This is a genomic window from Flavobacterium yafengii (assembly GCF_030010375.1).
GTDB lineage: Bacteria > Bacteroidota > Bacteroidia > Flavobacteriales > Flavobacteriaceae > Flavobacterium > Flavobacterium yafengii.
In genome coordinates this window covers 178727-193417 of the sequence record NZ_JASCRY010000004.1, presented here as the reverse complement: position 1 = coordinate 193417, position 14691 = coordinate 178727, and the positions used below count along the sequence as shown (strand labels likewise).

Annotated in this window: 8 protein-coding genes; 5 read left to right on the top strand and 3 right to left on the bottom strand. The window is 36.3% G+C overall.

What is annotated here, in order from left to right; all coding sequences use genetic code 11:
• Positions 1 to 148 precede the first annotated feature (148 nt).
• The 5 genes from QLS97_RS13775 to QLS97_RS13755 all read left to right on the top strand — a co-directional run bounded on the left by QLS97_RS13775 (position 149) and on the right by QLS97_RS13755 (position 9826).
• Positions 149 to 3211: a SusC/RagA family TonB-linked outer membrane protein gene (locus QLS97_RS13775; RefSeq protein WP_282717453.1), complete on the top strand. Its 3063-nt coding sequence runs from the start codon at positions 149 to 151 to the stop codon at positions 3209 to 3211.
• An 11-nt stretch (positions 3212 to 3222) separates the two neighbouring features.
• Positions 3223 to 4920, top strand: coding sequence for a RagB/SusD family nutrient uptake outer membrane protein (locus QLS97_RS13770; RefSeq protein ID WP_282717452.1), 1698 nt, complete (start codon positions 3223 to 3225; stop codon positions 4918 to 4920).
• A 101-nt stretch (positions 4921 to 5021) separates the two neighbouring features.
• Positions 5022 to 6362, top strand: a complete 1341-nt coding sequence (locus QLS97_RS13765) for a DUF3472 domain-containing protein (protein ID WP_282717451.1) — start codon at positions 5022 to 5024, stop codon at positions 6360 to 6362.
• A gap of 100 nt (positions 6363 to 6462) precedes the next feature.
• Positions 6463 to 7842 (top strand): Gfo/Idh/MocA family protein, encoded by a 1380-nt coding sequence (locus QLS97_RS13760; protein WP_282717450.1) that lies wholly within the window; start codon positions 6463 to 6465, stop codon positions 7840 to 7842.
• A gap of 346 nt (positions 7843 to 8188) precedes the next feature.
• Positions 8189 to 9826 carry a beta-N-acetylhexosaminidase gene (locus QLS97_RS13755; protein ID WP_282717448.1) on the top strand — a complete coding sequence of 546 codons (1638 nt, stop codon included), beginning with the start codon at positions 8189 to 8191 and terminating at the stop codon, positions 9824 to 9826.
• A 614-nt stretch (positions 9827 to 10440) separates the two neighbouring features.
• On the opposite strand, the gene nagB is transcribed toward QLS97_RS13755, so the two are convergent.
• The 3 genes from nagB to QLS97_RS13740 are packed head-to-tail and all read right to left on the bottom strand — an operon-like array spanning position 10441 to position 14689.
• Positions 10441 to 12369, bottom strand: a complete 1929-nt coding sequence (gene nagB, locus QLS97_RS13750) for a glucosamine-6-phosphate deaminase (RefSeq protein ID WP_282717446.1) — start codon at positions 12367 to 12369, stop codon at positions 10441 to 10443.
• A 43-nt stretch (positions 12370 to 12412) separates the two neighbouring features.
• Positions 12413 to 13795 carry a sugar MFS transporter gene (locus tag QLS97_RS13745; protein WP_282717444.1) on the bottom strand — a complete coding sequence of 461 codons (1383 nt, stop codon included), beginning with the start codon at positions 13793 to 13795 and terminating at the stop codon, positions 12413 to 12415.
• Between the two features lie 18 nt (positions 13796 to 13813).
• Positions 13814 to 14689, bottom strand: a complete 876-nt coding sequence (locus QLS97_RS13740) for a sugar phosphate nucleotidyltransferase (protein WP_282717442.1) — start codon at positions 14687 to 14689, stop codon at positions 13814 to 13816.
• Between the last annotated feature and the right edge of the window lie 2 nt (positions 14690 to 14691).

The following is a 14691-nucleotide window of genomic DNA, read 5'->3' as shown; positions in this document are numbered from 1 at the left end:
GATGACGGATTTAGACAAAAATTAGCTCCGTTAAGAAATTATAAACCAAATTTTTCAGCGTTCATTTTTTTTCATTAAAAAACATACATACAACACATAATACAGAATAAACCAACAAACAATTATTAACTAAAACCATTTCAAGAGTATGAAATTATTAACCCAAAAAAAACCAAGGGATTTAGTGATTAACAATCTGTCCCACAAAGAAATCAAACTAACGCTTCTTTCTTTGTTAGCTTTAACTTTTCAAGTTTCCACAGCTTCGACAATAAAAACGGTTGCATCATACGATATTAATTTATCACTAGTTCAGAAAGTTGTAAAAGGACAAGTAACCGATGAAAGTGGCGCGCCTCTTCCTGGGGCTAATGTACTTATCAAAGGAACTACGATAGGAGTTCAGACAGATGCTGATGGTAATTTTTCTATCGAAGTATTAGGAAATAACAACACTTTGGTCGTTTCGTTTATTGGAATGGAAGAGCAAGAAGTTACCATTGGTGTTGGCCCATTAAAAATTGTTTTAAAAGAAACAGGTCAAAAATTAAATGAAGTAGTTATTGTAGGGTACAGTACGATTAAAAAAGAGAGTCTTACCGGTTCATTACAAACAATTAATAACAAGAAGCTTACAGATGCGACAACTCCTTCTGTTGAAAATTTATTAGCAGGAAAAGCTACAGGAGTTTATGTAAACTCTGGATCTGGACAACCAGGTGAAGCCGGAAAAATAATTATTAGAGGAAAAACAACTGTAAACGGAAGCACTGATCCTTTATGGGTAGTTGATGGAGTTATAGTAGGAAGTAGTGCCGGTAGCATTAATCCTTCGGATATTGAAACTATGACGATACTTAAAGACGCAGCTTCAACTGCTGTATATGGTTCGCAAGGTGCAAACGGGGTTATTGTTGTTACCACAAAAAGTGGAAAATCAGGTAAAGCAACCATCAATTTCTCCACTAAAATGGCTGCAACAACTTTAAATACCGGTAATTTCAACTTGATGAATGGAGCCGAATTATATGACTTGTATGATTCTTTTTCGAATAAACAGGACTTTTCAAATGCATGGTGGTGGACTCCTGAATTAAGAAATAAAAATTTTGATTGGTGGGATAATGCTACTAGAACAGGTTTAGCTACTGATCATAATCTTTCTATAAGTGGTGGTAATGAAAGTTTAAAAAGCTACATTTCTCTTGGTGTTTATGATGAAACAGCTGCTATAAGAGGATATGATTACACGCGTTATAATGCCCTTTTGAAATTTAGTTACAAAGTAAATAATTGGTTGACAGTCCGTCCACAAATTAATGCTACACGCAGAGACGTGTTAGACAGACAACATTCCGTTGGCGCAATGTATGGTAATATGCCTTGGGATAACCCTTATTTAGCAGAAGGTACTTTGGTGGGGAATCAACCAAATCCTACTTGGGTAAATACAACCGGATCTAACTATTTGTATGATTTACAATGGGACTACAGCGAATCTGAAGCATATGATGTTAGAAGTAATTTTGATTTTGATATAAAACTTACGGATTGGTTAACATTTACGTCAGTAAACAACTATATTTTTTCAAATTCAAATTCTATGGCTTATTCAGATCCACGATCTTCCAGCGGATTAGCAGTAAAAGGTAGAATTGAGGATTACATGAGTTCTTATAATAGAGTGTATACTAATCAATTATTTAAATTCAATAAATCATACGGAAAGCATGACTTTAATGCCATTGCCGGATATGAATGGAATGAGTTTAACTCAAAAAGTACGGTAGGAATTGCTACTGGATTTGCTCCGGGATTTATAGTGGGTGATGTAGCTTCGATTCCTGAAAAAGTAAAAGGAAGCAGAGCACAATGGGCTGTACAATCTTTACTGTCGAATGTGAATTATACCTATGATAATAAATACTTAGCGCAAGTTTCGCTTAGACGTGATGGAGCTTCAAATTTTGGGGTTAATTCACAATATGGAAATTTTTTCTCCGTAAGTGGTGGATGGAACATTCATAAAGAAGACTTTTTTAAAGCAGATTATATTACAAACTTAAAACTTAGAGCCAGTTACGGATCAGTAGGAAACAGACCAAACAGTCTTTATCCACATTATGCCTTGTATTCTTTAACGACAGGTTATAATGAAAATCCAGGAGCCCTAATTTCTCAAATTGCAAATCCTGATTTAAGTTGGGAAAAAACATATACAGCCGGAGTTGGTTTAGACATTAGTTTTTTAAAACGATTCAACCTTACTTTAGATTATTATGATAAAGACACTTCTGGTTTATTGTATCAAGTTCCTTTGCCAGGAGTTATTGGAGTTACCAGCATTTGGAAAAACGTTGGGGCAGTAAGCAACAAAGGTTTTGAAGCTGCACTTAATGTTGAAATCGTTAAAAACGAAGATTGGAGATGGGCTGTTGATGCTAATATTGGCGTGAATAAAAACAAAGTAACCAGTCTTTATGGTGAAAGAAAGCAAATCATCGTGGGCGATGGTTCTGGAATTGCCGGTTCAGCTTCTAAATTATTGACTCCAGGAAAAGATGTTGATACGTGGTACCTTACCGAATGGGCTGGTGTAGATTCAGAGACCGGAAGACCTCAATGGTTTGAAACCAATGCAAACGGGGAACGCGTAAAAACGTTTAGTTATAGTAATGCTTCAAAAACACCAATTGCTATGGGAGCCTATACTCCTTCTTTTTTTGGTGGATTTTCAACAAATTTAGATTATAAGAGTTTTGATTTATCAGCCATATTTACCTATTCTGTAGGAGGTGAAATTTATAATTATGCCAGAGCAGAATTTGATTCAGATGGAGCATATACGGATCGTAACCAAATGAATCTTCACAGCGGATGGAGCCGATGGGAAAAACCGGGAGATATTGCGACTCATCCTCAAGCGAGTTATAACAATCAAAGTAACTCAAATAAAGCTTCGTCCCGTTTCTTAGAAACTGGAACCTATCTAAAAATGAGAAGCCTTTCTTTAGGATATAACTTAAATGTGGAGCGTTTGAATATTTCTAATCTTAGATTATTTGTAGCTGCAGAAAACTTATTTACCATTTCTCACTTCTCTGGAGTTGATCCTGAGATACCACCTAGTAATGGTCAAATAACAGGAGTTGCAACATCAGTATATCCTCAGACACGCAAATTTGTATTAGGTCTTAATCTTACTCTTTAAAAAAATAAATCATGAAAAAGATATTTATATTATTCATTACAATTAGTTTCTTATACTCTTGTGAGCTAGAGAGAGAACCCTTTAATTCGTACACCGAGGATAAAATTCTTGCTGATAAAGAAGCGGCAGTCGAAGTGCTTTTGAATGGTTGCTACGCACAACTTAAAGGATGGTCTGACGTTATGCACAGAGTAGGAGAATATCCGGGTGATAATATTATGATACGTGGAACATCTACGGATTCATTCTATTCCTTTATTTCGTACCAACACATACCGGATAACGGGAGATTATCTGTTTTTTGGAACAACAGTTATAAAATTATTTCACAATCAAGTGACTTAATAAAAATTATTTCAGAAGGTGAAAATGCGCAAATTGACCAACAATTGGGTGAGGCTTATTATTTAAGAGGAATGATTTACTTTTATTTATCTCGTACTTACGGCAGACCTTATTCGCAATCCCCTGAATCTAATTTGGGAGTACCTATTGTCAACGGAATGCCTGCTGATATCGATAATTTACATCTTCCAGACAGATCCACAATTAAAGACAGTTACCAACAAGCTATAAATGATTTGAAAAAAGCAGAAACGCTGATGACCGTAAAACGCAGTGCAACTTATGCAACCAAAGAAGCTGCACAAGCAATGCTATCCAGAGTATATTTGTATATGAGTGGAACGTACCAAAATCCAAATCAAGAATATGCTTCTCTAGCTATAGAATATGCTACTAAAGTAATTGCAAGCGGGAATTACAATTTGCTTAGCAGAGCTGATTTTATGAAATACAACACGTTTGCTCCTGATGCTGCCGGACAAACGGAAACTATTTTTGCCGTAAAACGTGTGGCTTCAGAGTTCTCTGGTTTTGATCATTATTATGGTATTGGCGGGATGTATGCTAATATACAAGGTCAAGGTTGGGGCGAAATGTATGCTAGTGCTAAATATTTAGATTTACTACGTAAGTCAGGTAAGAAAAATGATGCTCGTTGGGCATTTATTGAACCTCAATATTCAGTTGATGCGTCAAATAATAAAACAGAAGCATTCCGTTTTGTACATGATTCTTACAATGCCAGCGGAGTACAAACGGGTTATAACTATCTGCAACAACCATTGAAACGTAATGCTGATGGTACATTCTATATCAATATTGGAACAGATAAATACGATCTGACAGAAGTTGATGCTGCTGAGAATAGTTATTCTATTGTTTATAAAGGAAAAACGTATGTTGGTGAAAAAGATTTTATGATGTTATTGAACCGCGTATATCCAATGTACTATATCACTAAATGTTCTTTACAGGATAATGATTCGCATCTTCATTCTCCAATCATTTCAAGATTATCTGAAATGTATTTGAATATGGCAGAAGCATATGCGAAAAAAGGAGATTATCAAAATGCTCGCATCAATCTGAATATAGTAAGAGAAAGATCAATTCCTGGTGCTGGATATACTTCATTAACTAGTGCTAATGCTATTCAACTTATTGATGAAGAGCGTCAATTAGAATTAGCTTTCGAAGCACATAGAGGCTACGATGTATATAGAAACGGACAAACAATGACGCGTCATTATCCAGGACCTCACCGTGCGATGGAAGATATTCCTGCATCAAGTTTACGCGTGATACAATACATTCCTCAATCAGAAATAAATGCTTATCCCGGAACGCTAACCCAAAATCAATAATAGAAGGTTAGAATGATGTTGTTAAAACGTCCATTTGGTTAAGAATAAAAGGTGTCAGAAAAGGTAAATTCCTGAATAGAAATAAGTATAAAAAATTAGAGATGAAAAAAAGATTCTTTACAAAACTATTAGCAATCGTATTATTGATTCCATTTACTTCTTGTAGCGGTAGTGAAAGAACTGGTGCTATTGGTGAGGACGATTCTAAAATGATAACTGAATTTTCGTTGCCTCTTGGTGGAAATGCTTTTAGTTCAACTCCCTTTGCGGAAGTTGAAACCATTACAAAAAATGGAATCGAGTATTGGACCAATTCTGAAGAATATTTTACTGCTTATTTTCGAATTTCTGAACCAGGAGTTTTCCAATTCTCCATAAATAAGGAGTCATTGGTAGTTCTTGGGAAATCAACTTTAGAATTCACCATTAACAATGAATCTAAGAGAGTAGAATTCAACGAAACCAAAAAAGATTCTTACCAAATAGGACGTTGGGAAATTACTGAACCGGGTTATGTTGCTTTAAAAATAAAAGGAATCAGCAAGAATAAAAGTAATTTTCCTTCTATTTCAAGAGTAACAATTAACAGCTCGATTGCTAAAGACAAAATTGCATTTGTTCAAAATGACGAAGGTAGTTTTTATCATTGGGGAAGAAGAGGGCCTTCCGTACACTTAAATTATCAAGTACCAACAGATGCAACTATCGAATGGTATTACAACGAAGTTACGGTGCCAAAAGGCCAGGATATTATAGGTTCTTATTATATGGCAAATGGTTTCGCAGAAGGCTATTTTGGTATTCAAGTTAATTCGGATACAGAGCGCAGAGTATTATTCTCTGTTTGGAGCCCATTTGTAACGGATGATCCGGCAACTATTCCAGATTCTAAAAAAATTAAACTTCTTAAAAAAGGAGCAGGAGTAACAACAGGAGAATTTGGCAATGAAGGTTCCGGCGGACAAAGTTATTTGAAGTACAATTGGATTGCTGGAAACACGTATCAGTTTTTACTCCGTGGAATTCCTCAAAACGATAATTCAACAACCTATACCGCTTACTTTTTTGCACCCGAATTAAACCAATGGCAATTAATAGCCAGTTTCAACCGTCCTGAAACCAATACTTATTTAAAACGATTTCATTCGTTCTTAGAAAATTTTTCTCCAGAACAAGGGAATAAATCTCGCGAAGTATTATTCAATAATCAATGGTATTGTGACGCTAACGGAAATTGGACAGAGATTAACTCCGCAAAATTCACAACAGATAACACCGGTACTATTGGATATCGTATGGATTATTCCGGTGGCCTGCTAAATAACGAATCATTCTATTTGAAAAACGGAGGCTTTTTTAATAATTTTACCAAAGCACAAAGCGTTTTTACAAGACCGTTACATCAGAAAAGACCTGATATTGATTTTAATGCATTACCGTAAAGAGTACTCACGGTTTAAGCTAAAAAAAATAATAAAGTATTGCAGAATGGGTAATCTACAGCTTGATTATCTACCTTTTTTTAAATAAATAAATAAAATTATGAAAACTAGTATTTTTAAATTGCTACTTATTTCCTTTCTTTTTTTAGGATGGGCAAATGTATCGGCTCAAATGATTAAAACCCCGGCTCCAAAACGTGCTAAAGGACAAACGGATGTTTTGCGTCTTGCTACAGCTCCCATTCCTACGGTTCGTATTGCGTTCATCGGTTTAGGAATGCGTGGTCCAGGTGCGGTAGAACGTATGACACATATTCCGGGAGTGGAGATTGTTGCATTGTGCGATATGCTAGAAACCAACACCAAATCGGCAAACGAAATTCTTACTAAAGCGGGACTTCCTAAAGCAAAAGAATTTTTTGGGGATGAAAATGCTTGGAGAAAAGTGACGGCACTTCCTAATGTAGATCTTGTATATGTAGCAACAGATTGGAAAAACCATGCAAAAATTGGTGTTCAAGCCATGAAAGATGGTAAAAATGTAGCCATTGAAGTTCCTGGTGCCATGACAATGGAAGAAATTTGGGACTTAATTAATACCTCCGAAAAAACGCGTAAGCACTGTATGCAATTGGAAAATTGTGTGTATGACTTCTTCGAATTGACGACATTAAATATGGCTCAACAAGGATTGTTTGGAGAAATTATGCATGCTGAAGGGGCTTATATCCACGGACTTCAACCGTTCTGGGGCGAGTATTGGAATAACTGGCGTATGGATTATAACAAAAAACACCGTGGCGATATTTATGCAACGCATGGAATGGGACCTGCTTGTCAAGCATTGAACATTCACCGTGGAGACAAAATGAACTATTTGGTTTCTATGGATACTAAAGCCGTTGGTAACCCTGCTTACATTAAAGAAAAATCAGGAATAGAAGTAAAAGATTTTAGAAACGGGGATCACACAATGACCATGATTCGTACCGAAAAAGGAAAAACAATCCAAATTCAACATGATGTGACTTCACCACGTCCTTACAGTCGTATGTATCAACTTAGCGGAACAAAAGGGTTTGCCAATAAATATCCTTTAGAGGGTTATGCCTTGGATTCTAAATCTGTAGGTTCAGATATTACACCCAATCATGAAAAATTGAATGCCCACAGTTTTGTCCCTGCTGATGTGAAAAAAGCTTTGATGGAAAAGTACAAACACCCGATTGTGGTGGGAATAGAAGAAAAAGCCAAAAAAGTTGGCGGTCATGGTGGTATGGATTTTATAATGGATTACCGTTTGATTTATTGTTTACAAAACGGACTTCCATTGGATATGGATGTGTATGATTTGGCAGAATGGTCTTGTCTAGCTCCTCTTACAGAAATTTCTTTGGATAACAATTCTGCACCAGTTGAAATTCCTGATTTCACTCGTGGAGGTTGGCAAAAATTAAAAGGATTAGAGTTTTCTAAATAAAAATGAATACCAATTAGCTAAAAAAAAGAGGGTGATACACTATGTATTACCCTTTTTTGTACGTTGAATAAATACTTTTCTATCCGTTTGAATATTTCAAATTTAGCGATAGATACCTTTAAAAAAGTTAGAGGGAGTTTAAGATAAATATATTACCGTTTTAAAACTGAAATTGGACAAACCTATAGCATTGTATAATTGTATAATGAACAGAGAGGGTTGAAATAAAAAATACTCATCTAGTTTTTTGCTATTTAGGCAGTAAAAAGCTAATTTAGAAATTAGTTCTTAAACAGATGGGGACTGTGTGAAATTTAAAATAATACTATTAATAAAAAACGTAAATATGGTACGATCATTTTTCTTTTCGCTTCTTTTATGTAGCACATTCTCATTTGCTCAAGAAGTAAAAATCATTCCTCAGCCAGCCGAAGTTATTACGAATACGGGTAGTTTTGTTATTAGCCCTAAAACTAGCTTGGTGGTTGCTAACAAAGGAGATAAAGCTACGGCAACTTTCTTCAATACTTATTTATTAGAGTATTATGGATTTGAATTAGCAGTGGTTCAAAAAGCCTCTAAAAACAGTATTGTCTTGAAAAGCCTTCAAAATATTGATGGGCTTAAGGGAGAAGGTTATAGTTTAAAATCGGATAAGGACGGCGTATTGATTGAAGGAAATTCAAATCAAGGAACTTTTTATGGCATGCAAACACTAATTCAACTGCTTCCTACAGAGAAAAGCAATAGTCTAAAGATTGCTTTGGTACAGGTAAAAGATGCACCACGTTTTGCTTATAGAGGTTCGATGTTGGATGTAAGCCGTCATTTTTTCCCGGTTTCATTCGTTAAAAAATATATTGATTACTTGGCCTTGCATAAAATGAATTATTTCCATTGGCACCTAACCGAAGATCAGGGTTGGAGAATTGAAATAAAAAAATATCCTAGATTGACTGAAATAGGTTCTAAAAGAAATGGATCTATCATAGGAAGGTATCCGGGTAAAGGAAGTGATAATACTCCTGAAGAAGGTTTTTATACCCAAGAGGAGGTAAAAGATATTGTGAAGTATGCTTCTGACCGATTTGTTACGGTAGTACCAGAAATTGAAATGCCGGGTCATAGCAGTGCCGCTATTGCCGCTTATCCGATGTTGAGTTGTTTCCCGAATGAAAAAACAGTTATACCGGCTACCATGATTTCTGAGAAAAGCAAACAGGAATTGGCTGAAGGAAGAGTAAAACTGGTTCAGGAAACTTGGGGTGTTTTTACAGATGTGTATGCACCAACCGAATATACTTTCAACTTTCTTGAAGATGTTCTTGATGAGGTAATGGCTTTGTTTCCTTCAAAATATATCCATGTTGGTGGTGATGAATCTCCTAAAGACGCTTGGAAAAGAAGCGAATTTTGTCAGCAGCTGATAAAAGAAAAAGGCTTGAAGGATGAACATGAACTTCAAAGTTATTTTATTCAACGCATGGAAAAATACATTAATAAAAACGGAAGAACCTTAATAGGTTGGGACGAAATATTAGAAGGTGGACTGGCTCCAAATGCAATTGTTATGAGTTGGAGAGGTGAAGCTGGCGGAATAGCGGCAGCCAAAGAAAACCATCAGGTGATTATGACTCCTGGAAGCCACGTTTATCTGGATCATTCCCAAACAAAAAATGAAAAAGAAGTTACTATTGGAGGTTTTACCTCATTGGAAAAAATATACAGTTATGAGCCTATTCCTAAAGAATTGAATGAGCAACAGGCTAAATATGTACTGGGTGCCCAAGGAAATGTGTGGACAGAATATATGGAAAATCCTGCCAAAGTAGAATACATGATATTTCCACGTTTGAGTGCCCTTAGTGAAGTATTATGGTCGCCAAAGGAAAATAAAAACTGGCCTGCTTTTCAAACTAAAATTGAGACGATGAAAAAAAGATATGGTATGTGGGGCACTAATTATTTTAAAGAAAAAGAATAATAATTAGACCGTTGGGTGTAATTAGTTTTTAATGATACTTTTTCGTCAGTTCGAGTGGTTTTCGATAGAAAATCGTATCGAGAACAAGGAAAATTTCATTAAAAACGGTTCTCGATATATTTTTTGTTTCGTTTTACTACACAAAAAACACTCGAACTGACGTTTTTAATAATTAGTCTAAATATGTTACATAAAAAGAGGCTGTCCGAAAAGGCAGCCTCTTTTTATACATCTAAATTTTATTCATCGCCAGTTTCTGTACTATTGAAAAAGGACTAAAAAAGCAACTCCGAAGCAGGAAAATTTCATTAAAAACGGTTCTCGATACATTTTTTGTTTCGTTTTACTACACAAAAAACACTCGAACTGACGGTTTTAATAATTAGTCTAAATATGTTACATAAAAAGAGGCTGTCCGAAAAGGCAGCCTCTTTTTATACATCTAAATTTTATTCATCGCCAGTTTCTGTACTATTGAAAAAGGATTAAAAAAGCGACTCCGAAGCAGGATGATTTCATTTGGTTGTGTTTAAAGTATTCATTTTTCCCTTTTAAATTTGTTGTTCTTTGGAGGGTTTCAAAATTTTGCGAGAATAGCAGTGATTGGTCTGTTTTTAATAATGCCATCTGACAAAAGCCTCCATTGCAGCATAATTAGACAATCCTAATTGTACATATAATTCTGTAGTTTCTCTATTTCTGTCTTCTGCTCTTTGCCAAAATTCTCTAGCATCAGACCCTTGAAATACGACACCGTCTTTTTGAGATTGGTGCTTGAAAATCCCGTGTCTTTTATCTAATACCTGATCCGGACTCATGGGCACCGCCATTTCAACTTCGTCGATTCCCCATTCCTGCCAAGCACCTCTGTACAACCAAACCCAGCAATCCTTCATGAAATCTTTTGATTTCAATCGTTTTACGGCTTCAAAAATGGCATCCAAACATACTTTATGCGTTCCATGCGGATCAGCCAAATCACCCGCAGCATATATTTGATGTGGTTGTATCTTTTCGATAAGATCCATTGTCAACTGGATGTCTATAGCTGCTAAAGGCTTTTTCTCAATCGTTCCTGTTTCGTAGAAAGGCAATTCCATAAAGTGAATTTGTTCATCCGGCAAACCAACGAAATTACTGGTGGATCGCGCTTCTCCTTTTCGAATTAATCCTTTCAAATAGCGCACTTCAGAAATGTCTATTTCGCTTGCTTTTTTGTTTTTAAGAAAAGCTATCGATTTTTTATAAATATCCTCTGCTTCACTACTTTTTATTCCAAATTTTTCATTGTAGTCACATACAAATCTGGCAAATCGTAGGGCCTCATCATCAGCAACAGCAATATTTCCAGAGGTTTGGTACGCCACGTGCACTTCATGCCCTTGTTGTTGCAATCGCATAAAAGTGCCTCCCATACTGATAATATCATCATCCGGATGCGGACTAAAAATCAACACTCTTTTTCTAGCCGGTTCCGCTCTTTCAGGTCTATTGGAATCCTCCGCATTTGGTTTTCCTCCGGGCCATCCGGTGATTGTATTTTGTAATTTATTGAATATTTTGATGTTGATGTCGTATGCTGGTCCTGAATCAGCCAGTAAATCGCTCATTCCGTTCTCAATATAATCCGCATCGGTAAGCATCAAAATAGGTTTTTTTAAATCAAGCGCTAATCCTAATACCGCTTTTCTAGTCAATCGATCCGTCCAAACAATTTTCTCCACTAACCAAGGTGTATTAATACGCGTTAGTTTTGAAGAAGCTTCTTTATCTAAAACAAAAACAGCATTATTGTGCTCTTGCAAAAAGGACGCAGGAATTTGATTGGTTACCGTTCCTTCAACAGAAGCTTTAATGATGTTCGATTTTCCTTCGCCCCAAGCCATTAAAATCACTTGTTTGGCTTCCATTATTTTTTTTACTCCCAGTGTAATTGCGGTTCTGGGCGTATTGCTCAATCCAGAAAAATCGCCACTTGCCGCGACTCTGGTGATGTGATCTAATGCTACTAATCTTGTTTTGGAATTCTGTAAAGAACCGGATTCATTGAACCCAATATGACCGTTTCCGCCAATTCCTAATATCTGCAAATCAATACCTCCCAAAGCTTCTATCTTAGCTTCATAATCAGTACAATAATTCGCAATTTCTTCTTTGGATAACGTTCCATCCGGAATATGATAATTCTCTGGAAGGATATCGACTTGATCCAACAGTAATTCTTTCATAAACCGCACGTAGCTGTTTATAGAATCTGGTTCCATTGGGTAATATTCGTCTAAGTTGAATGTGATTACATTTTTGAAACTCAGTCCTTCTTCTTTATGCAGGCGCACTAATTCGGCATATAATCCTTTGGGCGAAGACCCTGTTGCCAAGCCTAATATGCAGAATTCTTGACTTTCTTGTTTTGACTTGATAAGTGTTGCTATTTGTTGTGCAACGGCTTTGGATGCTTCGGTTGAATTTTCAAAAACTACGGTACCTATATTCTCGAATCTTTTTTCAAAACCTGTCGCCTTATCTATTTTACTTTTTAACATTGTCAGTTATTTTTAAAAAATTTATTGTCTCACTTAATTCGTATTATTTTCTGGACCAGCTTCGGTATTTGTGTCCTTTAAAAGCATAAAACAGAATCATCAAATAAGAAGGCACTACAATTAAATACGCAATTTGATTCCCACTTTTTGCTGTTTCTGTAACACCATTGGCTTCATTAGCCAAGTTGATGGTTTCCACCAAATAACCATAAAGCAATGGGAAAATTGCACCTCCAATAATCCCCATAATCAATATGGCACTGGCTATTTTAGTATATCCGCCCAAATCCTGAAGCGCCATCGGCCATATTGCAGGCCAACAAAGTGCATTGGCAAGTCCCAATAATGCGACTAAAATAATGACTACCGGTACAATTGGAATACCGGGCAATTGAACCGTTATAGTTGGGGATATTAACACAATCAAAATCACTAACAGTAATCCAAGAATCCCGGAAGCTTTTAGTGCCGTCACCTGCGAAATGTATTTTGGGATTAATGTAATTCCTAAAATGTATCCGACAACCATTGCAGTCATGGTAAATGAAGTTAGTTTTAAATAAAAATTACCATCTTCACCATAAACGCCCAATTGTTTTCCAAAACCACCAATTGAATCTCCGGCTAAAACCTCGGCAGCCATGTACAGCAGCAAGGTCAATACCCCTAAAACCAATTGAGGGTATTTAAAAGCAGTTACAATTTGTTTAAAAACACTTAGATTTAAAACATTTCCATCTTCATCCAGATCAATTTCCGGCAACGGAAATAGTTTTACTAATGCCGCTAAAACAAGAATAATACCTCCCATGTATAAATACGGAGTCTGTAATTGCAGTGCAAGCGAATCTAATACGGCCGATTTAGCGGCGAAATCCAGTACGGCAATTTTATCGGCAGTGTATTCCTGCATGTTTGACAGCACTAAAGCGGTCAATACTAGTGGTGCAATAAATCCCGCTAATTTATTGGCAATCCCTAACACACTAATTCGTGCTGCCGCACTTTCTCTGGGTCCAATGACAACTACATAGGGATTTGCCGCCGTTTGTAAAATAGCCAAACCAGTCCCCATGATAAATAAAGCCACCAGAAATAGGAAGAAAGTACGCGCTTCGGCTGCAGGATAAAACATAAATGCTCCAAAAGCAATTACAACCAGTCCTACCGAAACGCCATTTTTATAACCTACTTTTTCTATGACCCAAGAGGAGGGAATCGCCATTACGAAATACGCAATGTAAAAGGCAAAAGCCACAAAATAGGCCTGAGATTGAGTTAACTCACACGCTAATTCAAAAAATGGAATCAGCGGGCCATTCAACCAAGTTACGAATCCTAAAATGAAAAATAAAGAGGTCAAAATAACCATAGGAATTATGGTATTCCCCGGAGTATTATTTATGGTGCTTTTACTTTGTGACATGTTGTTTGTTTATAGGTTTTACAATTCCCAGTTGAGTACTGGATAGTGTTTTTTTAAATAGGCTTTTACCTCTGCGATGTCTTCTTTTGCTGTTAAATCTGGAACATGTTCTGAGAACGGAATTCCTAATGTGGTATCAGGATGCTCTTTTAGTGCGTTCAAAAGTACCGTTGGTAATTCTTTTTCATCTCTTTCGGGGTGAACTGGACAGTTTTTTAGATACGGATATAAAAGCGCTCCGTTAAATTTAAAAGCGTTCATGCTCACTCTTAATTTTCCTTCGGCATCTTTATAGCTTTCTAAAACTTCGGCAGTTGGTTTTTCAAGAATGTCTAATAATTGGTTGTTTTTACTGAGTTTCGCTATGGCAAAACGAGAAATTCGCTCTGACGGAAACTCCAATGCATCCCGGTTATAACTGATAAATGCATTTGGACTAGTGGTTTCCCTAAGTGCATATAGGGCTTCGGTAGAATATAAATTATCGCTATTGCAAACCGTATACTCTTGAGTATTCAATTCCGGATATTGCTCCACTGCTTGAAATAAAGCATCAGCGGTACCAAAAGGTTTTGTTCTACCTTCGGGAATGTATTGCGTTGCAAAAGAAATCGTCAAGCCGTTAAAGTTATTATTGCTGTTATCGCTTCCATAAAACTCTTTAAATAAATCGCCTTGTTCCCCAATAATGATGTAGCAGTTTTTATACCCTGCTTTTTTAGCATTTAATAAAAGGTAATCCAATAATGGTCTTCCGTTTGGTCCAACACCAATTAATCCTTTACTTCTTTCATTCGCTTGTGCAATTTCTTCTTCGCTCAGGTTAGCCACTGCAACTTGTTTTTTCATTCTGGAAGAAGCGCCACCGGCCAAAATAATTAGATTGTCATGCATAC

Bases quoted from the DNA above. Each gene is read 5' to 3' on its own strand.
- QLS97_RS13775 (WP_282717453.1), top strand. From the start codon at position 149: ATGAAATTATTAACCCAAAAAAAACCAAGGGATTTAGTGATTAACAAT.
- QLS97_RS13770 (WP_282717452.1), top strand. From the start codon at position 3,223: ATGAAAAAGATATTTATATTATTCATTACAATTAGTTTCTTATACTCT.
- QLS97_RS13765 (WP_282717451.1), top strand. From the start codon at position 5,022: ATGAAAAAAAGATTCTTTACAAAACTATTAGCAATCGTATTATTGATT.
- QLS97_RS13760 (WP_282717450.1), top strand. From the start codon at position 6,463: ATGAAAACTAGTATTTTTAAATTGCTACTTATTTCCTTTCTTTTTTTA.
- QLS97_RS13755 (WP_282717448.1), top strand. From the start codon at position 8,189: ATGGTACGATCATTTTTCTTTTCGCTTCTTTTATGTAGCACATTCTCA.
- nagB (WP_282717446.1), bottom strand. From the start codon at position 12,369: ATGTTAAAAAGTAAAATAGATAAGGCGACAGGTTTTGAAAAAAGATTC.
- QLS97_RS13745 (WP_282717444.1), bottom strand. From the start codon at position 13,795: ATGTCACAAAGTAAAAGCACCATAAATAATACTCCGGGGAATACCATA.
- QLS97_RS13740 (WP_282717442.1), bottom strand. From the start codon at position 14,689: ATGCATGACAATCTAATTATTTTGGCCGGTGGCGCTTCTTCCAGAATG.